The 19620-nt window shown below is 72.1% G+C and carries 21 protein-coding genes; 15 read left to right on the top strand and 6 right to left on the bottom strand.

Features of this window, described 5'->3' with window-relative positions; all coding sequences use genetic code 11:
• Positions 1–123: 123 nt before the first annotated feature.
• A complete protein-coding gene (ychF, locus tag ACQEUX_RS23050; protein WP_433051991.1) occupies positions 124–1209 on the bottom strand; it encodes a redox-regulated ATPase YchF in 1086 nt (361 codons plus the stop codon).
• Positions 1210–1370: 161 nt separating this feature from the next.
• On the opposite strand from ychF, the gene ACQEUX_RS23055 reads away from it, so the two are divergent.
• Genes ACQEUX_RS23055 through ACQEUX_RS23080 form a run of 6 tightly spaced genes read left to right on the top strand, consistent with a single transcriptional unit; the run spans position 1371 to position 4106 of the window.
• Positions 1371–1790 carry a YbaB/EbfC family nucleoid-associated protein gene (locus tag ACQEUX_RS23055; protein ID WP_433051994.1) on the top strand — a complete coding sequence of 140 codons (420 nt, stop codon included), beginning with the start codon at positions 1371–1373 and terminating at the stop codon, positions 1788–1790.
• Positions 1791–1794: 4 nt separating this feature from the next.
• Positions 1795–2112 carry a hypothetical protein gene (locus tag ACQEUX_RS23060; protein WP_433051997.1) on the top strand — a complete coding sequence of 106 codons (318 nt, stop codon included), beginning with the start codon at positions 1795–1797 and terminating at the stop codon, positions 2110–2112.
• 8 nt (positions 2113–2120) lie between these two features.
• Positions 2121–2612 (top strand): hypothetical protein, encoded by a 492-nt coding sequence (locus ACQEUX_RS23065; protein WP_433051999.1) that lies wholly within the window; start codon positions 2121–2123, stop codon positions 2610–2612.
• Positions 2609–3178 carry an exonuclease gene (locus ACQEUX_RS23070; RefSeq protein WP_433052003.1) on the top strand — a complete coding sequence of 190 codons (570 nt, stop codon included), beginning with the start codon at positions 2609–2611 and terminating at the stop codon, positions 3176–3178. The genes ACQEUX_RS23065 and ACQEUX_RS23070 overlap by 4 nt, the downstream gene beginning before the upstream one ends.
• Before the next feature lie 53 nt (positions 3179–3231).
• Positions 3232–3729, top strand: a complete 498-nt coding sequence (locus ACQEUX_RS23075) for a nucleotidyltransferase domain-containing protein (RefSeq protein WP_433052006.1) — start codon at positions 3232–3234, stop codon at positions 3727–3729.
• A 29-nt stretch (positions 3730–3758) separates the two neighbouring features.
• On the top strand, positions 3759–4106 hold the full coding sequence (locus tag ACQEUX_RS23080; RefSeq protein WP_433052009.1) for a hypothetical protein: 348 nt from the start codon (positions 3759–3761) through the stop codon (positions 4104–4106).
• A 7-nt stretch (positions 4107–4113) separates the two neighbouring features.
• Here ACQEUX_RS23080 and ACQEUX_RS23085 read toward each other — a convergent pair whose 3' ends face one another.
• Positions 4114–4848, bottom strand: coding sequence for a Type 1 glutamine amidotransferase-like domain-containing protein (locus tag ACQEUX_RS23085; RefSeq protein ID WP_433052012.1), 735 nt, complete (start codon positions 4846–4848; stop codon positions 4114–4116).
• A gap of 135 nt (positions 4849–4983) precedes the next feature.
• Positions 4984–5487 (bottom strand): hypothetical protein, encoded by a 504-nt coding sequence (locus ACQEUX_RS23090; protein ID WP_433052015.1) that lies wholly within the window; start codon positions 5485–5487, stop codon positions 4984–4986.
• A gap of 139 nt (positions 5488–5626) precedes the next feature.
• Here ACQEUX_RS23090 and ACQEUX_RS23095 point away from each other — a divergent pair, with 139 nt between their 5' ends.
• Positions 5627–6136, top strand: coding sequence for a SigE family RNA polymerase sigma factor (locus tag ACQEUX_RS23095; protein ID WP_433052018.1), 510 nt, complete (start codon positions 5627–5629; stop codon positions 6134–6136).
• On the top strand, positions 6133–6624 hold the full coding sequence (locus ACQEUX_RS23100; RefSeq protein WP_433052021.1) for a hypothetical protein: 492 nt from the start codon (positions 6133–6135) through the stop codon (positions 6622–6624). The genes ACQEUX_RS23095 and ACQEUX_RS23100 overlap by 4 nt, the downstream gene beginning before the upstream one ends.
• A 195-nt stretch (positions 6625–6819) precedes the next feature.
• On the opposite strand, the gene ACQEUX_RS23105 is transcribed toward ACQEUX_RS23100, so the two are convergent.
• Complete coding sequence (locus ACQEUX_RS23105; protein ID WP_433052024.1) at positions 6820–7215, bottom strand: winged helix-turn-helix transcriptional regulator; 396 nt, start codon at positions 7213–7215, stop codon at positions 6820–6822.
• A gap of 64 nt (positions 7216–7279) precedes the next feature.
• Between ACQEUX_RS23105 and ACQEUX_RS23110 the strand changes: the two genes are divergently transcribed.
• The 7 genes from ACQEUX_RS23110 (at position 7280) to valS (ending at position 18127) form a co-directional block, all read left to right on the top strand.
• Complete coding sequence (locus ACQEUX_RS23110; protein ID WP_433052027.1) at positions 7280–8179, top strand: LLM class flavin-dependent oxidoreductase; 900 nt, start codon at positions 7280–7282, stop codon at positions 8177–8179.
• On the top strand, positions 8176–9582 hold the full coding sequence (locus ACQEUX_RS23115) for an FAD-binding protein (RefSeq protein ID WP_433052030.1): 1407 nt from the start codon (positions 8176–8178) through the stop codon (positions 9580–9582). Before ACQEUX_RS23110 ends, ACQEUX_RS23115 begins: the two co-directional genes overlap by 4 nt.
• Positions 9583–9677: 95 nt before the next feature.
• On the top strand, positions 9678–11192 hold the full coding sequence (locus ACQEUX_RS23120; protein WP_433052033.1) for a DNA-3-methyladenine glycosylase 2 family protein: 1515 nt from the start codon (positions 9678–9680) through the stop codon (positions 11190–11192).
• A complete protein-coding gene (locus ACQEUX_RS23125; protein WP_433052036.1) occupies positions 11189–11698 on the top strand; it encodes a methylated-DNA--[protein]-cysteine S-methyltransferase in 510 nt (169 codons plus the stop codon). The genes ACQEUX_RS23120 and ACQEUX_RS23125 overlap by 4 nt, the downstream gene beginning before the upstream one ends.
• A gap of 37 nt (positions 11699–11735) precedes the next feature.
• Positions 11736–13592 (top strand): ABC transporter ATP-binding protein, encoded by a 1857-nt coding sequence (locus ACQEUX_RS23130; protein ID WP_433052039.1) that lies wholly within the window; start codon positions 11736–11738, stop codon positions 13590–13592.
• Positions 13589–15469, top strand: a complete 1881-nt coding sequence (locus tag ACQEUX_RS23135; RefSeq protein ID WP_433052042.1) for an ABC transporter ATP-binding protein — start codon at positions 13589–13591, stop codon at positions 15467–15469. Before ACQEUX_RS23130 ends, ACQEUX_RS23135 begins: the two co-directional genes overlap by 4 nt.
• A gap of 93 nt (positions 15470–15562) precedes the next feature.
• On the top strand, positions 15563–18127 hold the full coding sequence (valS, locus tag ACQEUX_RS23140) for a valine--tRNA ligase (protein WP_433052045.1): 2565 nt from the start codon (positions 15563–15565) through the stop codon (positions 18125–18127).
• Between the two features lie 43 nt (positions 18128–18170).
• Here valS and ACQEUX_RS23145 read toward each other — a convergent pair whose 3' ends face one another.
• Positions 18171–18815: a hypothetical protein gene (locus tag ACQEUX_RS23145; RefSeq protein ID WP_433052048.1), complete on the bottom strand. Its 645-nt coding sequence runs from the start codon at positions 18813–18815 to the stop codon at positions 18171–18173.
• Positions 18816–18908: 93 nt separating this feature from the next.
• The gene (locus ACQEUX_RS23150) at positions 18909–19619 is read right to left on the bottom strand and encodes an ABC transporter permease subunit (protein WP_433052051.1); all 711 of its coding nucleotides are present in this window, start codon (positions 19617–19619) and stop codon (positions 18909–18911) included.
• Position 19620: the final 1 nt, after the last annotated feature.

Here is a 19620-nt window from a genome sequence, read left to right on the forward strand (position 1 = left end):
GTTGAGGAAGGATCGCGCGGATACCCCATTTCAAGGAACCAGAGTCGATCACGCCCCTGCCAAGGCGGAGCGGAGCCGAGCAGGCGACAGCTCAACCGAATGGCCTGCCAGATCGAGCCGGATTCAGACGTTGAAGCGGAACTCCACCACGTCGCCGTCCTGCATGACGTACTCCTTGCCCTCGATGCGGACCTTGCCCGCCGCCTTGGCTGCCGCCATCGAACCGTGCTCGACCAGGTCGTGGTACGAGACCACCTCGGCCTTGATGAAACCGCGCTGGAAGTCGGAGTGGATGACACCAGCGGCCTCCGGCGCGGTGGCGCCGACCGGGACGGTCCAGGCTCGCGCTTCCTTGGGGCCGGCCGTGAGGTACGTCTGGAGGCCGAGGGTGCGGAAGCCGACCCGGACGAGCTGGTTGAGGCCGGGCTCGTTCTGCCCGATCGACTCCAGCAACTCGCGGGCCTCCTCCTCGGGCAGGTCCACCAGCTCAGATTCGATCTTGGCGTCCATGAAGACGGCCTCGGCGGGGGCGACCAGGGCGCGCAGCTCGTCGAGGAACGACTCGTTGGCCAGCTCGGCCTCGTCGACGTTGAAGACGTACAGGAAGGGCTTGGTGGTGAGCAGGTGCAGCTCACGCAGGTGCTCCAGCTCGATCTTGGCGGCGGCGGCACCGGAGTAGAGAGTGGTGCCGCCGTCGAGAACCTCGATGGCTGCCTTCGCCGCGGCGACCGCGGCGGCCCGGTCCTTGCGGAGTTTGGCCTCCTTCTCCAACCGGGGCAGCGCCTTGTCCAGGGTCTGCAGGTCGGCGAGGATCAGCTCGGTGTTGATCGTCTCGATGTCGTCGGCCGGGGAGACCTTGCCGTCGACGTGCACCACGTTCGGGTCGGAGAAGGCCCGGACGACCTGGCAGATGGCCGAGGCGTCCCGGATGTTGGCCAGGAAGGCGTTGCCTCGACCCTGCCCCTTCGAGGCGCCACGAACCAGACCGGCGATGTCGACGAACGACACCGGGGCCGGCAGCACCTTCTGCGAGGAGAAGATCTCGGCCAGCTTGCCCAGCCGCTCGTCGGGCAGCCCGACCACGCCGACGTTGGGCTCGATGGTGGCGAACGGGTAGTTCGCCGCCAGCACGTCGTTCTTGGTCAACGCGTTGAAAAGCGTGCTCTTGCCGACGTTGGGCAGGCCGACGATGCCGATGGTGAGACTCACGACGGGCCAGCTTACGCCGGTGGCGACCGGTCCGGTCCAGGCGGCTCCGATTCGACCGGACCAGGGGCAGCCGTGGTGGTGTCCTGGCGGGTCCTGGCGCTGGAGTCCCGTTGCTACCCTCTTCGATGTCGCGTGCGGCGTTAGGGGGCGTTGTGGACCAGGTGACGGAATTCGACCGACTGTTCCAGCAGACCCGACAGGCGCTGGCGTCGATGCGGTCGACCGGTCAGGCTCCCGCCGACGACGGCCTGGACGTCCAGCCGACCCGGGGCACCGGCTCCGCGGCGGGCGGTCAGGTCGAGGTCGTGGCGGTCGGCCAGCGCGTCGAGTCGGTGACGGTGGACCCGCGGGCCCTGCGGATGGGCGCCGAGATGCTCGGCGAGCAGATCGCCCTGGCGGTCAACGCCGCGCTGGACGACCTGCGACTCCAGGCGGGCGAGGCAGCGGACGCGCCCCCGGTGGACCCGGTGGCCCTGGGCCAGCAGCTCGACGAGCTGCAGAACGAGTCCATTCGCAGCATGGCGGCGATGACCGATGCGCTCACCGACGCGGTGCGGCGCATCCAGCAGGCAGCGAGGTGACGGCATGCACGACGACCTACAGGTGCATCCACCCGCGTTACGGCAGGGCGGCAGCCACCTGACGACGGTGGCCGAGCAGATCGCCGGACAGTGGGAGGCGCTACGCGCGCGGACGGCCTCGATGGGCGACATCTTCGGTGACGACGACGTGGGCGGTCTGATCGGCATGTCGTACCAGGTGGCCGAGGAGATCGCGGCCGAGTGCCTCGGGTCGGTCGTCGACGGGCTGCGCGGCTTCGGTGACGGGTTGAGCCTGATGGCCGACCAGTACGACCTGGTCGAGCAGGACAACGACGCCCAGTTCACGACGATGAGCTGGTAGGCGGATCGATGGGCATCATGCTGCCCGGCGAACTCGCCGGCTTGCTCAACGAACTGGGCTACACCTGGCCCAAGTCGGACGAGACGAAGATGTTCGAGCTCGGCCAGATGTGGATGGAGATGGCCGACTCGTTGAACAACGCGGCGGCGGAGGGCACCGCGGCCGCGCAGCGGGTGCTGGACGGCAACCAGGGCGACGCGCTGGCCGCGTTCCAGCAGCGCTGGGAGGCGGGCGGCTCGGCGATATCGGTGCTCCGCGACGGTGGCACCGGTGCGCAGATGGTCGCCGCGACGCTCTTCGTGTGCGCGCTGATCGTCCTCGCCCTGAAGATCAACGTGATCGTCCAGCTGATCATCCTGCTGGTGCAGATCATCCAGGCGATCGCGACGGCCGCGCCGACGTTCGGTGCCTCACTGCTGGAGATCCCGGTCTTCAAGAAGCTCACCGACATCGTCCTCAACATGTTGATCGACCAGGCCATCGGGGTGGTGCTGGGATGACCTCTCCCCTGCCCGAGCTGTACATCGGCGTCGACGTGGAGGCGGACGGGCCGATCCCCGGGCCGTACAGCATGATCTCGCTGGGCATGGCCGTGGCCGGTCGCCCGGATCTGACGTTCTACACCGAGTTGCGGCCCATCTCCGACGAGTTCGTCCCGGCCGCGCTGGCTGTGTCGGGTCTGGACCGGGACCGCCTGCTCCGCGAGGCACCCACCGCGCCGGAGGCGATGTCCGCGGCGGCGGCCTGGGTCAACGGGTTGCGCCGGATCGGCCGGCCGGTCTTCCTCGCCGCACCCGCGGTCTGGGACGGCATGTTCGTGCACTGGTACTTCGTGCGCTTCGTCGGCCACAGCCCGTTCGGTGCCACCGGCTCCGGGGTCGACCTGCGCAGCTACTGGATGGGGTTGACCGGCAGCGAGTGGGTCCAGACCCGCAAGGGCAAGATCAAACACGAGTTGGGTCTGCACGACGTGCCGCACACACACCATGCCGGCGAGGACGCCGCCGAGCTGGCGCAGGTCTTCGACGCCGTGCTGCGCCGCCGGCAGTCGGGCGAGCCAGCGTAACCGGGCGTCGGCGGGACCTGCCGGACGGCGCCACGACGGCTGCCCGGGGCATCGTGGCGCAGGCCGCCCGGAGCATGATGCGGCGGGCCGACGACGTGGCCGGCGAGGCGGCCGAGGCGGCGACCACCCGGGCCGCCCGCCAGATACCGCAGGGCTTCACCGAACGACAGTGGACCCGGTTCGCCCGGGGCGCCCGGCAGACTCAACGGCAGGCCGGGCTGCCCGACGGGGACCTGGTCGCCCACGGCAGCCGGGTACGCGGCACCGCCCGCCCGGACTCCGACATCGACGTGGCGCTCATCGTCGACGACAAAACCTTCTTCGACCTGGCCGAACGCTCCCTGTCGCGGGCGCCGGACGGGACCCGGCTACGCAAGACGATGCTGCGCCGGATCAACGAGAACGGTCAGCTCGCCAGCTTCGACCTGGGCACCGACTTCACCCACCTGCGCCGCGAGCTGATGGACACGCACGTGCCGCACAAGGTGCAGTTCTCGGTGCTGCGCCGGGGCGGCAAGTTCGACAACGGCCCGTTCCTCCCGCTCGATTGAGCGGTTCCGCATCTGGCAAGGTGGCAGACGTGCAGACGACGTTGCAGTTCCTCATCATGGTCGACGGCCCGCTGACGGCGGCGGAGCTGCTGGACCTGATCCGCACCCGGCTGCCCGACGCGGTGCCCTACCGACGGGACTCGGTGGACGTACGCGGCAACCTGCTGGAGATCAATGCCAACGAGGACGCCGACCCGCGACTGGCCGCCACCGATGAGGACGACTACCTCTACTTCCGGTGGCGGGTGGAGCTGACCCCGATGGACAAGGCGGTTGACGAGGGGCACCAGATCGCCCTCGCCCGGGAGTTGCTGCGGGCGATCGAGGGGCCGCAGGCGCGGGCGACCGTGTGCGCCGCGTTCGAGGACCGGGTCTGACCGGTTCTCAGCCGAGCAGGCGGGGAGCGATGACCGCCTCCCGGACGCTGCCGTCCACGCCGCGACTCACCTCGTACGCCGAAACGCCCTCGCGGTCCGCGATTGCCTCGACCAGCCGGGTGCCCCGGTAGACCAGGCCGACCCCGTCGTCGGTGCAGTGGCTGGTCGGCAGCGTCCCGTCGCCCACCAGCTCGTGCATGAGCGGCCGACGCTGACCCTCGCTGTCGTAGTGCACCCCGTTGCCGTACGGCAGCCAGGCCAGGCCCTCGGTGAAGCCCCGCAGCCGGGGGCCGAAGCTGTCGGTGGCACCGCCGACGTGCCAGCAGATCGAGCCGGCGGAGACGCCGGCCAGCACCACGCCGGCCTGCCAGCATTCGTGCAGGATCTCGTCGAGCCCGTGCACCCGCCAGACGGCGACCAGGTTGGCGACGCTGCCGCCGCCGACCCAGATCACGTCCTGGGCGAGCAGGTGGGCGCGGACGTCCTCGACGTTCGGCATGGGGAACAGGGCGAGGTGCGACAGCCGGAACCGGGTGTCGGCGAACGCGCCGTAGACGGCGCTCAGCGAGGTGGGCTGGTCGCCGACGGCCTGCCCGAGGTAGCAGACCCGCGGCTGCGGACCGGCCTCGGCCAGCTCGGCCGCCAGCTCGAAGACCGGGCTGGGGCGCAGGTCGGCGGGGCCGCGGTCGCCGCGGAAGAAGCCCATGCTGGTAGCGAGGATGGTCGGTGCGCTGGCGGGCATCGGGGCGTCCTTCCGTCGGGGCGGTGCGCGTCCATCCTGCCGCAGCCACTCAGCAGCCGATCTCCGGCCCGCCCGACAACTTTGATCATGAGGCTGGCGACGGCTTCGTCGATCGAGCACCCGCCAACCCCACGATCAACCGGATAGGCCAGGGCGTCGCTGGCGGGGCACCTGGGCCTCGGACCATTGCGCGGGGGGCGGCCGGTCGGCCGGGGGCAGCTGCGCGGCGGCGGCCCGGGGCAGCGTGAACCGATCGGCGGCCGCCGGGCCGACCGAGACCGACTCGCGCAGCATCCAACGCACCTCGTCGGCCGTCCAGCCCAGCCCCGGCCGAGCCGCGATCTCGCGAACCAACCGCCGGCCGACGCGGGTGTCGTCGTCGTAGAAGCGCATGCACCAGTGATGCGTCCACATCCCGAGCGCCCGCAGGCCCGCGTCGTCGAGGGAACCGGCCAACCGGCCGCAGGCGGTGTCGGAGAAGATCTGCTCGGGGTCGCCCGCCCGGTCCCGTTCGATGGCACCGACGGCGGCCGGCGCGACCGCCCGCATCCGGCGGTAGAAGGACTGCGCCACCGCGCGGGGCAGCGGCGGATAAGCACCCTGTGTCGACGCCGCCGCCCAACCCGTCACGCTCGCCATTCGCCGCACCCCTTCTTCAGTTGGTGGCCGGACGTTACCCGTCCCGACCGACACTTCCGGGCGGAAAAACCCCTCGGATCGTGGATAGCGACGATGACCTGGGGCGTCTGTACGGGTGACAACGAAACGGGGGTGGTAGGTGGACGAGGACGAGCGGGCCCGGCTGGCCGAGTTCGTCGGCAGCCGGACTCCAGCGCTGATGCGGGTCGCGTACCTACTGACCGGGGACCGCGGCGCTGCCGAGGACCTGTTCCAGTCGGCATTGGCGCGGACCATCCCGAAGTGGGGAACCATTCGGCACGCCGATCCCGAGGGGTATCTACGTGTGGTGATGTATCGCCAGCAGATCAGCTGGTGGCGGCGATGGCGACGGTGGCGGGAGACGCCACTCAACCCAGCGGACGAACCGGTCGGCGCCGACCCGAGCGGCGGCTCGGACGTGCGGTTGGCGATGCGCGCCGCGCTGGGCCACCTGCCGCCGGCGCAGCGGGCGGTGGTGGTCCTTCGCTACTACGAGGACCTACCCGAAGCCCGGGTGGCCGAACTGCTGGGCTGCTCGGTGGGCACCGTACGCAGCCGTACCCACCGGGCGGTGAAGCGCCTGCGCGAACTGCTGCCGGACGTCGAACTGCTGGAGGTACGGCGATGACGGACCCCTTCGAGCACCTCATCCGCTCCACCCTCACCGACCTGGCCCAGGAGGCACCGATCGTGCATGACCAGTTGAACCGAGCGGAGCGGCGGGTGCGCCACCGGCGCCGCGCCACGGTGACGTTGGGGGCGGTGGGCACCCTCGCGGCGATCCTCATCGCCACCCCGCTCGCCCTCGCCGCGACCGGCTCGGACCAGCCCCGACCGGCCGCGCCCAGTCCGGCGGGACCGGCGGTCCAGCCCAGCCCGCCCACCCCCGGCCCGTCCGGGCCGAGCGTGGTGCCCAGCCAGCCCGGCCTGCCAAGCCCGGTACAGCCGACGGTCAAGCCGAGCCCGCCAGGGCCGCCCGGGGTGCCCGGCAGACCGGGCGATGCGGGCCCGCCCGGCGTGCCCGGCGTCCCGGGCGGAGCACCCGGCATCCCGGGCGGGGCCCCGGGCCTGCCGAGCCCGTCCGGACCGACCGTGAAACCCACCCCCACAACCTGACCCCAACCGGCCAGATCACCCCCACCCCCACCCCCCACCACCACCGCTCACCCCACCCACCACTCGCCCCGGTGATCAAGAGGTTTCTGTCATGCGGCGCGCCGTGTCGTGACGCAAAACCTCTTGATCACCGCGGGCAGGCGGGGCGCGAGCGCCCGCGGGCAGGCGGGGTGGGTGGGGCGGGGGCGGGGAGGGTTAGGGGGTGGTTGGGGGGTTGGCGGTGGTGGTGGTTGGTTCGGCGCCGTACCGGCGGTGGCTCCAGTCGATCAGTGGCTGGAGCAGCATCATCAACTCACGGCCGTCTCGGGTTGGGGCGTACTGGATCTGCACCGGAGACGTGGGTATCACCGTCCGCTCGATCAACCCGTCGGCCTCCAACTCCTTGAGCCGTTGGGCGAGCAGTCGGTCGGAGATCCCGGTCACTGCGGCCCGGTACTCCCCGAACCGGCGCGCACCGCGCATCGCGGCGAGCAGGAGTGCCCCGGTCCACCGTCGGCCGACCAGCTCAAGCGCTCCCTGGAAGGTGCGGCAACCGGAGTCGTCGATCCCCTGGTAGCGGCGGATGGCGGCCGCTTGCTCATCGTTTGTCACTTACCAAAGATTAGTAGCTAACCTGGGGTTTGCCAAGGCCATTGCCGCCATCCACTCTTGGGCCATGACCGATTACGGACAGCCGATCAGCTTCGGCCTGAGCCTCGATCCGTCTGTGGACAAACTGGGCGAGACACGACACCTGGCCCAGGCTGCCGCAGACGGCGGATTGTCGTACCTCGCCATCCAGGACCACCCCTACCAACCCGGCTACCTCGACACCTGGACGATGATCAGTCACCTGGCCGCCGAGACCAGCCGGATCACCTTCCTCACCGACGTGGCCGACCTACAGCTACGTCCCCCGACGATGTTGGCCAAGGCCGCGGCGTCGCTCGGCGTCCTCACCGGCGGCCGGATAGCGCTGGGTGTCGGCGGTGGGGCCAGCGCGGACGCGATCGCCGCCATGGGCGGCCCACGGCGCAGCGGCCCGGACACCGTCGCGTACACCGCGGAGGCGTTGCAGATCATGCGCCAGGCGCTGACCGGCGGCGTGGTGCGGTTCGACGGCGCCCAGCACACCGTCGAGGGGTACGCGGGCGGCCCGGTGCCACCGACGCCGGTGCCGCTCTGGCTGGGCGGTCAGAAGCCTCGGATGCTGGCCGTGGCCGGCCAGCACAGCGACGGCTGGATCTCCCCGCTCAACATCTACGTCCCGCCGGAGGAGGTGCCGTCCCGCCAGAAGATCATTGACGACGCGGCCCGAGCGGCAGGGCGGGAGCCCACCGAGATCCGACGGATCTACAACGTCATCGGCGCGATCGGCGCGTCCGGCGGCGGCACCGGGCTGGTCGGCGGCGCGCAGCTCTGGGTCGACACCCTCACCCGATGGGCGGTCGACCTCGGCTTCGACATGTTCATCTTCTGGCCGACCACCTCGCCGCGCAGTCAGCTCCGCGCGTTCACCGAGCTGATCGTGCCGGCGGTCCGTGCGCAGGTAAACGAGGAGAGGGGACAGCGATGAGCACCGCCATGGCCCGGGTGCCCGACTCACTCACCGGGCAGATCGTCACACCCGGTGACCGCCGGTACGCGCAGCTGCGCTCGACCTACACCACGCAGGCGTCGCCGGCCGCCGTCCTGCTGCCGAAGACCACCGCGCAGGTGGTCGACGCGATCCGCTACGCACGGGAGCAGCGGCTGCCCATCGCCGTCCGCAGTGGCGGGCACGGCCTCTCCGGGGCGTCCTCCAACAACGGTGGCGTGGTCATCGACCTCTCCATGCTCAACCGGGTCCAGGTGCTCGACGAGCGGGCCAGGCTGGTCCGGGTGGAGGCCGGTGCCCGCTGGGCGAACGTCGCGAAGGCGCTGGCCCCGTACGGCCTGGTGATCAGCTCAGGCGACCACGGCAATGTCGGCGTCGGCGGCCTGGCCACCGGCGGCGGCGTCGGCTGGCTGGTCCGTGCCCACGGCCTCACCATCGACCGCGTCCGCGCGGTCGAGGTGGTGCTCGCGGACGGGACGCTGGTACGCGCGGACGCTGAGCACGAGCCGGAGCTGTTCTGGCTGGTCCGGGGCGCGGGTGCTGGTGCGGGAATCGTGGTGGCCTTCGAGATCGAGGCCGCCGAGCAGCGCAACGTCGGCGTGGCGCAGTTGGTCGTCGAGGCGCACCCGGACGGCCGCACCATCCGGGAGTGGGCGAGTTACCTCGCGCAGGCTCCACGGGAGTTGTCCGCCGCCGCGGTGGTGTTCTCGGACGGTCGCTCGGCCCTGATGTCCATCACCGCCGTGGTGGCCGCCGAGAGTCTGCGCCGGGCCCGGCCCGTGGTGGAGCCGCTGCTCGCGATCGGGAAGGTGCTCGAACACCGCACCGACCTGCTGCCGTACCCGGCCCTGGTGCCGACCGCGCACCTGCACCCCAACCTCGGACAGCAACGCAGCACGACCACCAACGGTCTGTTCACCGGGCTGGACGACGGCAGCGCGCGGGCCGTGATGCGAGCGGCGACCGGGCCGGGGCGGGCGGTCATCCAGCTCCGCTCGTTGGGTGGGGCGGTCAACGACGTCGCTGCCGACGCGACCGCGTACCCGCACCGACACCAGGACACGCTGGTCGTGGCCTCGGTGTTCCCGCCGCAGGGCGGCGCGGCCCTGGACGCCGCGTGGCGGGCCGCCGGCGCCCGCGCCGACGGCGCGTACGTCAACTTCGAGAGCCGGCCGGACCAGGCCGCGTTCGCCCGGATCTACCCGGGCGAGACCGGGGCCCGGGTGCGGCGGCTGTGGAAGCGGTACGACCCGGACGGCGTGTTCCGGTCGGCCCTGCTGACCGGCCAAGCCGCCCGGCCCGGCCAACCCGCCAGGTCTGGCCAAGCCGCCCGATCGGGCCAGTCCGCCCGGTCCGGTCAACCGCACCGGCGCCGCCGCTGACCTTCGGCCCACCCGGCCCTCAACACGCGTCCGACGCACGCTCAGGTCCGATTCCCGCCAGCCGACCGCTGGCCGAGCGGGGCATCATCGGTGACATGGAGATGGACTTCGAGCGGTGTTACCGGGCCGTGGACAGCCGTGACCAGCGGTTCGACGGCTGGTTCTACACCGGCGTGACGTCCACCGGCATCTACTGCCGGCCGTCCTGCCCGGCGATCACCCCGAAGCGGCAGAACGTCCGGTTCTTCCCGTCCGCCGCCGCGGCACAGGGTGCCGGGTTGCGCGCCTGCCGTCGCTGCCGGCCGGACGCCACACCCGGATCACCGCTGTGGGACGTTCGTGCGGACGTGGTCGGTCGGGCGATGCGGCTGATCGCCGACGGGGTGGTCGACCGAGACGGCGTACCGGGGCTGGCCTCCCGCCTGGGCTACACCGAGCGGCACCTGCACCGGATGTTGAGCGCCGAGATGGGCGCCGGGCCGCTCGCGCTGGCCCGGGCCCAACGGGCACAGACCGCCCGGATCCTGATCGAGACAACCGACCTCGGTATGGCCGAGATCGCGTTCGCGGCGGGCTTCGGCAGCGTGCGGCAGTTCAACGACACGCTCCGCGAGGTGTACGCCAGCGCCCCGTCCGACCTGCGCACGGCCCGTGGCCGCCAGCAGGCGCCGGCCGGGTCGGGGACCATCGCGCTCCGGCTGGCGTACCGCCCGCCGCTGCACGCCCGAGCGCTGCTGGACTTCTTCGCGGTACGGGCGCTGCCCGGCGTGGAGGAGGTTCGCGACGGGACGTACCACCGGGGTTTGCGGTTGCCACACGGCACCGGCCAGGTGGCGCTGACCCCGGCGGACGGGCACGTGGCGGCGACGCTGCGCCTGGCCGACCTGCGTGACCTGGCGCCGGCGGTGGCCCGCTGCCGCCGGTTGCTCGACCTGGACGCGGACCCGGCCGCCGTGGACGCCACGCTCGCCGCCGACCCGGCGTTCGCCCCGGCGGTCGCCGCCGAACCCGGCATCCGCGTCCCCCGCGCGGTGGACGGCTTCGAGATGGCCGTCCGCGCCATCATCGGCCAGCAGGTCTCGGTGGCCTCCGCCCGGACAACCCTCACCCGCCTCCTGACCACCACCGCTCCACAGGTCGATCATGAAGTTGTTGTCACCGGCGTCGGCGTGTCGCGACAACAACTTCATGATCACCGGGGCGAAGGGGGGCCATTCGGTGGGCCGGGGGAACTGCGGGGGTTCTTGAGCGCGGAGGAGTTGTTGTCCCTGCCGGACTCCGGGTTCGGAATGCCCGTTGGGCGGCGCGAGACTCTGCGTGGGCTGGCACGGGCGGTGGTTGACGGGGCCGTGAACCTCGCGGCGGGTGTTGATCGGGAGGAGACCGCACGACGACTTCTCGCGCTGCCCGGCATCGGCCCGTGGACCGCCAACTACCTGGCCATGCGCACCTTCGGTGACCCGGACGTCCTACTCAGCACCGACCTCGCGGTCCGGCGCGGCGCCGCCGCGCTCGGCCTGCCCCACACCCCGACAACCCTCGCCGCGTACGCCGACCGCTGGCGTCCCTGGCGGTCCTACGCCACGATCAGACTCTGGAGAGCGGCATGAGCATCGACAGCACCGTGCTGAACACACCGACCGGCCCGTTGAGCATCCTCGCCGGCCCGGACGGCGATGTACGGGCGGCCGGCTTCACCCCCGACCCGGCGGCGCTGCTGCCCCTGGTCCACCCGACCCTGCGGGCACCGCTGCGGCAGCGGGACGACCTCGGCCCGGTCAGCGCGGCGGTCCGGTCCTACCTGGACGGTGACCTCACCGCCATCGACGCGGTGCCGGTCCGTCAACTCACCGGCGGAGAATTCATGGCCCACGCCTGGCAGGTGCTGCGCGAGGTGCCGCCGGGCACCCCGGTCACCTACACCGGGTACGCCGCACTGGCCGGCCGACCACCGGCGGTGCGGGCCGCCGCGGCTGCCTGCGCCCGCAACGCGGCGGCACTGTTCGTTCCCTGCCACCGGGTCCTTCGCACCGACGGCACACTCGGTGGCTACCGCTGGGGCCCGGACGTGAAGAAGTGGCTTCTCGGTCATGAACGACGCCTGACAACAAGCTGACAGGGGCATCGACACCTATTGACGCTACCGTCGGGTAGTGCCTGTGGAGAGCGACGGCGACCCGGCCGCCCGGGCCGCCGCGGGCACCCACCCCGTGCACAACCTCTGGCGGCTGCGCCCCTACCTGCGCCCGTACGCCGCCGAGTTCGCCTGGCTGCTCGTCGCAGGGCTCGCCGGCACGGCGGCCGGGATCGCCGTACCGCTGGTCGTGCAGCGGGTGGTGGACGGGCCGGTGGCCCGACACGAACCTGCCGGGCTGCTCCAGCTCGGCGGCCTGGCGCTGCTGCTCGGCGTGGTCGAGGCGGCGCTCATCTTCATCCGCCGATGGGTGCAGTCCTCCTCGGCGGTGGGCATGGAGGCGGCGCTGCGCGCCGACGTCTACGCCCACCTGCAACGGTTGCCGACGAGCTTCCACGACCGCTGGCAATCCGGCCAGTTGCTGTCCCGGATCACCAGCGACCTGTCGGTGATCCGCCGTTTCCTCTCCTTCGGCGTGTTCTTCCTGGTGCTCAACCTGACCACCTACGTGGTCGTGGTCGTGCTGCTGATCAGCCTGCACCCGGCACTCGGGGTGCTGGTCGCGGCCAGCGCGGTGCCGCTGCTGCTGATCAGCCGCCGGTTCGGGCGGCACTACCATGCCGCGTCCCGACGGATGCAGGATCAGCAGGGCGACGTGGCGACCCTGGTCGAGGAGACCGCGCAGGGCCTGCGCACCATGAAGGCGTACGGCCGGGGGCCCGAACTGGCCGCGCGCTTCGCCGGTGCCGCCCGGCGGCTGCACGACACCGGTGTCGACAAGGGGCGGCTACTGGCCAACACCTCGGCACTGCTCGACCTGGTGCCCAACGTGACCCTGGGCGTGGTGCTGGTGGCCGGGGCGGCGGCCGCCGCCGGGGGCGCGCTCACCATCGGCGAGCTGGTCGCGTTCGTCAGTCTCCAACTGATGCTCATCTGGCCGGTGCAGTCGCTGGGTTGGATCATCGCGAACGGTCAGGAGGCCGCCACCGCCGCCGACCGGATCCAGGAGGTACTGGACACCCCACCCCAGATCGTGGACTCCCCCGGCGCGCTCGCGCTGCCCCGCGACGCGGTCCACGGCCGGCTCCGCTTCGAGCGGGTCGCGTTCTGCTACCCGGGCGCCACCGCACCGGTGCTGCGCGAGATCGACCTGACCGTCGAGCCGGGCGAGACGCTGGCCCTGGTCGGCGCCACCGGCTCCGGTAAGAGCACGTTGCTCTCCCTGGTACCCCGGTTGCACGAGGTGACCGCCGGCCGGATCACCCTGGACGGGCACGACCTCCGCGAGCTGCGGCTGGCCGCACTGCGCCGACTGGTCGGGGTGGCGTTCGAGGAGCCCACGCTCTTCTCCATGTCGGTGCGGGAGAACCTCACCCTGGGCCGCCCCGACGCGGGCGACGACGACGTCCGGGCGGCCCTCGCGCTGGCCCAGGCCGACTTCGCGTACGACCTGCCGTGGGGTTTGGCCACCCGGGTGGGTGAGCAGGGGCTGTCCCTCTCCGGCGGGCAACGACAGCGGCTCGCGTTGGCGCGGGCCGTGCTCGGCCGACCTGCGGTGCTAGTGCTGGACGACCCGCTCTCCGCCCTGGACGTGCACACCGAGGCGCTGGTCGAGGCGGCACTGCGGCGGGTCCTGCGCAACAGCACGGCGCTGCTGGTGGTACACCGGCCGTCGACGATCGCGCTGGCCGACCGGGTCGCCCTGCTCGAAGACGGGCGGATCACCGCCATCGGCCGGCACTCCGAGCTGCTGGCCAGCGTGCCGGCGTACCGGGCGCTGCTCGCCGCCGAGCCGCCCGCCCGGCACCCCCCGTCGGCCGGAGCCGCCGGGCCGCGACCGTCCCCTTCGGACGGATGGGGGCTGGTGCACTCGTGACAGTGCCGAAGCAGGCCGACCCGCCACCCGAGGAGGAGCCGGAGCTCACCCGCTGGCGCGGAACCGCCACCGACCCGGAGGCCGACCGGAGCCGCGCCGAGGACGCCGCACCCGAGGCGGTGGCCCGGCTGCGCCGGCTCAGCCGGGCCCTGCTGGCCGACCTGCTCCGCCCGCACCGGGGACGACTCGCCGCCGCGGTCGGCCTGCTGCTGGCCCAGAACGCCGCCGCGATGGCCGGCCCGTACCTGGTGATGATCGGCATCGACCGGGCCATCCCGCCGCTGCGCGACGGCGACTCCGGCCCGCTGGTCGCCGTCGCCGGGGCGTTCGTGGCCGCCTCGGTGACCGAGTACGCGAGCCGCCGCGGGTTCCTCACACTCTCCGCCCAGATCGGCCAGGCCGTCCTGCTGGACCTGCGGCAGCGGGTGTTCGGGCACTTCCTGCGGCTGTCCGTGGGCTTCCACGAGCGGTACACCTCCGGCCGGATGGTCTCCCGGCTCACCAGTGACCTGGACTCGATCGCCGAACTGGTCGACGGCGGGATCGACAGCCTGGTGCTGGCCGGGCTGTCGATCCTGTCGGTGGCCGCCATCCTGCTCTGGCTGGACCTGCCGCTGGCCGCCGTGACGCTGTTCGCCTTCCCGTTCCTGTTCTGGCTGTCCCGGTGGTTCGCCCGGTCATCGGCCAGCGCGTACCGGCGAACCCGGGACGCTGTCGCGCTGGTCATCGTGCATTTCGTCGAGTCGATGCGGGGCATCCGGGCGGTGCAGGCGTTCCGCCGCGAGCCGCGCAACCAACGGATCTTCGTGGCGCTCGGCGACGACTACCGACGGACCAGCCTGCACGCGTTCCGGCTGATCGCCACGTACTCACCCGCGATCAAGCTGATCGGCAACGTCACGGTGGCGGTGGTGCTCTGCTACGGCGGCTGGCGGGTGCTCGGCGGGCAGACCGAGGTCGGCGTGCTGGCCGCGTTCCTGCTCTACCTGCGTCGCTTCTTCGAGCCGATGCAGGAGCTGAGCCAGTTCTACAACTCGCTACAGTCGGCCACCGCCGCGTTGGAGAAGCTGGCCGGGGTGCTCGACGAGCGGCCGTCCGTCGCCGACCCGGCCCGGCCCACACCGCTGCCGACCGGCCCGGGCCGTGGCGAGTTGACCTTCCGGGCGGTCTCCTTCGGCTACCGCGCGGACAGCCCGATCCTCGCCGGACTGGAGCTGACCGTGCCGGCCGGGCAGACCGTGGCGCTGATCGGGCCGACCGGCGCGGGCAAGTCGACAATCGCGAAGCTGGTCGCCCGGTTCCACGACCCGGACACGGGCACGGTCCGGCTCGACGGGGTCGACCTGCGCGACATCAGCGACGCCGACCTGCGCCGTGCGGTGGTGTTGGTGACGCAGGAGAACCACCTGTTCAGTGGGACCGTGGCGGAGAACATCCGGTTCGGCCGCCCGAACGCCGACGACGCCGCCGTCCAGGCCGCCGCGCGGGCGATCGGCGCGCACACCTTCATCTCCGCCCTACCCGAGGGGTACGCCACCCAGGTGCACCGACGCGGCGGCCGGCTCTCCGCCGGGCAGCGGCAACTGGTCGCGTTCGCTCGGGCGTTCCTGGCCGATCCGACCGTGCTGATCCTGGACGAGGCGACGTCGTCGCTGGACGTGCCGACCGAGCGGCTGGTGCAGCGGGCACTCGGCACCATCCTGCGCGACCGCACCGCCCTCGTCATCGCGCACCGACTCTCCACCGTGGAGACCGCCGACCGGGTGCTCGTCCTCGACGGCGGGCAGGTCGTCGAGGACGGCCCACCCGGCGTGCTCGCCGAGGCCGACGGCCGGTACGCGGCCCTGCACCGGCAGTGGCGGGACTCGCTGATCTAGCGACGCCGCCCGGCCGGTGGCCGATCCCCGCCGGCCGGTGTGTTCGGCCGCAACTACGTGGCCCGGCACCCGGGAGGTGCCTACGATCGCAGGATGACCGATACGGCGAGGACGGCCCGCGCCGGCATTCCCGAGCGTCCGACCCTGGACGGGCTCGAGGAGAGCTGGGCGCGCCGCTGGCAGGAGGAGGGCACGTACGCGTTCGACCGCTCAAGGGAGCGGAAGGACGTCTACGCGATCGACACCCCGCCACCGACCGTATCCGGCGAGCTGCACATGGGGCACGTCTTCTCGTACACGCACACCGACACGGTCGCGCGGTACCAGCGGATGCGCGGCAAGGCCGTCTTCTACCCGATGGGCTGGGACGACAACGGCCTGCCCACCGAGCGTCGCGTGCAGAACGTGTACGGGGTGCGCTGCGATCCGGCGCTGCCGTACGACCCGGTGTGGCGGCCACCGGCGGCCCCGGTCGACGACGCGGCCCGCCGTGACCCCACCCCGATCTCCCGGCGCAACTTCATCGAGCTGTGCGAACGGCTGACGGTCACCGACGAGCAGGCGTTCGAGGCGCTGTGGCGGCGGCTCGGGCTCTCCGTGGACTGGTCCTTGACGTACACGACGATCGGCCGGATCGCCCGGGCCACCAGCCAGCGGGCCTTCGTGCGCAACCTGCTCCGCGGCGAGGCGTACCAGTCGGAGGCACCGACGCTCTGGGACGTCGGCTTCGCGACCGCGGTCGCGCAGGCGGAGCTGGAGGACCGGGAGCGCCCCGGCGCCTACCACCGGCTGCGGTTCATCGCGTCGAACGGGCGCGAGGTGCTCATCGACACCACCCGGCCCGAGCTGTTGCCGGCCTGTGTGGCGCTGGTCTGCCACCCCGACGACGAGCGGTACGCCGACCTGGTGGGCGGCACCGTGCGCAGCCCGTTGTTCAACGTCGAGGTGCCGCTGTACGCCCACCCCCTCGCCGACCCGGGCAAGGGCACCGGCGTCGCGATGGTCTGCACGTTCGGTGACCTGACCGACGTGACCTGGTGGCGTGAGCTGGGGCTGGCCACCCGGGTCGTGATCGGCCGGGACGGCCGGCTGCTCCCCGAGCCGCCGGCCGGTGTGCCGGCGCAGCCGTACGCGGCACTGGCCGGGCAGACCGTCAACGGGGCCCGCCGGGAGATCGTCGGCATGCTGGCCGACGCGGGTGACCTGATCGGCGAACCGCGCCCGATCACCCACCCGGTCAAGTTCTACGAGCGTGGCGACCGGCCACTGGAGATCGTCTCGACCCGACAGTGGTATCTGCGCAACGGCGGCCGGGACGACGCGCTGCGGGAGACACTGCTGGCCCGGGGCGGAGAGCTGCACTGGGTGCCGGCGCACATGAAGCACCGCTACGACCACTGGGTGGGCGGCCTGACCGGGGACTGGCTGGTCAGTCGCCAACGCTTCTTCGGGGTGCCGGTGCCGGTGTGGTACCGGCTCGACAACACTGGCGAGCCGGACTGGTCCCACCCTCTCACGCCGGACGAGTCGGCGCTGCCGGTTGACCCATCCACCGACCCGGCGCCCGGTTACGACGAGTCGCAGCGCGGCCGGCCGGGCGGCTTCATCGGCGACCCGGACGTGCTGGACACCTGGGCCACCTCGTCGTTGACCCCGCAGATCGTCGGTGGCTGGGAGACCGACCCGGACCTGTTCGCCCGGGTCTTCCCGATGGACCTCCGCCCGCAGGGACAGGAGATCATCCGCACCTGGCTCTTCGACAGTGTGGTCCGTTCGCACTTCGAGCACGGGGTGCTGCCCTGGCGGGACACGGTGCTCTCCGGCTGGATCCTCGACCCGGACCGCAAGAAGATGGCCAAGTCCAAGGGCAACGTGGTCACCCCGCTGGCGCTGTTGGAGCAGCACGGCTCAGACGCGGTGCGCTACTGGGCGGCCAGCGGCAAGCCCGGCATGGACCTGGCCTTCGACCCGGCGCAGATCAAGATCGGCCGGCGACTGGCGACCAAGCTGCTCAACGCGTCCAAGTTCGCGCTCGGGCTGGGCGCGGCGGACGCGCTGCGCGCCCCGGCGACCGCTCCACTGGACCGGGCGATGCTCGCCGAACTGGCCACCGTGGTCACCGCCGCGGGCACCGCCTTCGACTCGTACGACCACACGGCGGCGCTGCAGGCGACCGAGGCGTTCTTCTGGCGGTTCTGCGACGACTACATCGAGTTGGTCAAGGAACGCGCGTACGCCACCGGCGCGGCGGCCGACTCGGCGCGGGCGGCGCTGGCCTCGGCGCTGTCGGTGCAGCTGCGGCTGTTCGCCCCGTTCGTGCCGTACGTCACCGAGGAGGTCTGGTCCTGGTGGCGGTACGGCTCGGTGCACCGTGCGCCGTGGCCCACCACCCACGAGGTGGCCCGGACGATCGACGGGTCGGGTGAGCCGGCGCTGCTGCGGCTCGCCGGGGACGCGTTGAGCCAGGTCCGGCGGGCCAAGTCGGAGCGGAAGCTGTCGATGAAGGCCGAGGTGCCGCTGGCCGAGGCGCTCGGCCCGGCGGCGCTGCTGGAACAGCTCACCCTGGTCGCCGACGACCTGCGCGCGGCCGGCCGGATCGGCAAACTCGACCTACTCCCCGACCGCACCCCGGAGCTCGTCATCGCCTGCGCCTTCTGATCCGCGTCCGCCGCCGCCCTCTCCGGCGGCGGCGGACGGGCCGTCACCAGCCGCGCAGGAAGCGCAACCCGAGCAGAAACGCGACCACGGCCGGCCCCACCAGCAGGGTGATCGCCTGAAGGCGGTACGGCATCCGGTGCCGGGTCAGCTCACCGGCGTTGCCCAGCACGATGGCCCCGGCCAGCATCAGGAACGCACCCCACCAGCCGGCCCCCAGGTGGATCAGATCCACCCGGATCAGTTGCAGGGTCAGGCCGAGCAACGCACCGGTCAGCGCGAGCAGAGCCACCGCCCGGTGCAGGCCCCGGGCCAGCGGGTGGGCCGCCCGCCAGCCGTAGGTGCCGGCGACCGCCAGGCAGGGCAGCACCACCAGCAGTGGCCAGCCCCGCCCCATCACGCCGAACATCAGCAGCGCGCCCACCGCGAACCCCATGGTGCCGACGCACGCCAGCATGTACCCGGCGAAGGCCCGGCCACCGCCGCGGGCCAGCAACGGCCCGCCGCTGGCCGCGATCAACGCGGTCGGGATCAGGATGAACACGGCCCACCAGTGGAACTGGCCGCTGCCCTGAGCGGCCGTGGCGACCGTGGCGCAGGCCAGCCCGGCGACCGCCAGGCTGGTCAGCCACGGCCTGCTGCTCCGGGAGTACGGCTCAGCCAACGACGTCCGCTCCGCTTCCACGCTCACGCCCACCAGCCTGGCCCGGTGTGACCCGACCGGTCCATCCGGCCAGCCCTACCGCCGTGCGGTGGCTGGCCGGAACACCGTCCCGCACCGGTCTCAGCTCGTCTCGCCGGCCACGCTGAACGAGCGCAGGCGGTCGATGGCCAACACGGTGAAGCCGACGCTGACCAACGCTGTCATCACCGACGCCACCGGTACCGACACGGTCGTCTCCAGCAGCCCGGTGGGGGCGAGCCGGTCGGCGAGGGCGATGACGTACTGCTGGATGGAGAGCACCTTGGTGCCACTGACGAAGTTGCCCAGCAGCCCCTCCCAGATCAGCACATAGACCAGGCCGAGCAGCACCGGCCGCCTGGTGACCAGGCTGAGCGCGAGGAACAACGCGGAGTACGCCAGCGCGCCGAGCGTCGCCGCGACCGCCAGCGCCAGACCGAGGCGTACCGAAGCGGCCAGCACGCCCGCGACGTACAGCGGCACCGCGACGGTGGCCGCGGTGACCCCGGCCGCCACCGCGAGCTTCGGCAGCACGATCTGCCAGCGCGGCAGCGGCTTGGTCAGGATGTGCACCACCGTGCCGTCGTCGATCTCGGCGCCCAGCACACCGGTGCCGATGATCAGCGCGACCACCGGCAGCACCACGGCCAGCCCCAGGCCGACCAGCACCGGCGGCCCCCACTCGCGCGGGTCCACCCCCAGCGACCGGCAGAGCACGGCCAGCCCGAGCAGCACCAACGGCAGCGGAAGCAGCAGCAGGAACCTGCGGCGGCCGAACAGCCCGCGCGCGGTGATCCAGGTAACGGTCGACATG

This window comes from Micromonospora sp. CA-259024 (assembly GCF_050936255.1).
Lineage (GTDB): Bacteria > Actinomycetota > Actinomycetes > Mycobacteriales > Micromonosporaceae > Micromonospora.

What these genes read in the sequence shown, in the direction of transcription:
- ACQEUX_RS23060 (WP_433051997.1), top strand. Translation starts at nt 1,795, where the DNA reads ATGCACGACGACCTACAGGTGCATCCACCCGCGTTACGGCAGGGCGGC.
- ACQEUX_RS23065 (WP_433051999.1), top strand. Translation starts at nt 2,121, where the DNA reads ATGGGCATCATGCTGCCCGGCGAACTCGCCGGCTTGCTCAACGAACTG.
- ACQEUX_RS23070 (WP_433052003.1), top strand. Translation starts at nt 2,609, where the DNA reads ATGACCTCTCCCCTGCCCGAGCTGTACATCGGCGTCGACGTGGAGGCG.
- ACQEUX_RS23085 (WP_433052012.1), bottom strand. Translation starts at nt 4,848, where the DNA reads ATGCCCGCCAGCGCACCGACCATCCTCGCTACCAGCATGGGCTTCTTC.
- ACQEUX_RS23090 (WP_433052015.1), bottom strand. Translation starts at nt 5,487, where the DNA reads ATGGCGAGCGTGACGGGTTGGGCGGCGGCGTCGACACAGGGTGCTTAT.
- ACQEUX_RS23100 (WP_433052021.1), top strand. Translation starts at nt 6,133, where the DNA reads ATGACGGACCCCTTCGAGCACCTCATCCGCTCCACCCTCACCGACCTG.
- ACQEUX_RS23110 (WP_433052027.1), top strand. Translation starts at nt 7,280, where the DNA reads ATGACCGATTACGGACAGCCGATCAGCTTCGGCCTGAGCCTCGATCCG.
- ACQEUX_RS23115 (WP_433052030.1), top strand. Translation starts at nt 8,176, where the DNA reads ATGAGCACCGCCATGGCCCGGGTGCCCGACTCACTCACCGGGCAGATC.
- ACQEUX_RS23120 (WP_433052033.1), top strand. Translation starts at nt 9,678, where the DNA reads ATGGAGATGGACTTCGAGCGGTGTTACCGGGCCGTGGACAGCCGTGAC.
- ACQEUX_RS23125 (WP_433052036.1), top strand. Translation starts at nt 11,189, where the DNA reads ATGAGCATCGACAGCACCGTGCTGAACACACCGACCGGCCCGTTGAGC.
- valS (WP_433052045.1), top strand. Translation starts at nt 15,563, where the DNA reads ATGACCGATACGGCGAGGACGGCCCGCGCCGGCATTCCCGAGCGTCCG.
- ACQEUX_RS23150 (WP_433052051.1), bottom strand. Translation starts at nt 19,619, where the DNA reads ATGTCGACCGTTACCTGGATCACCGCGCGCGGGCTGTTCGGCCGCCGC.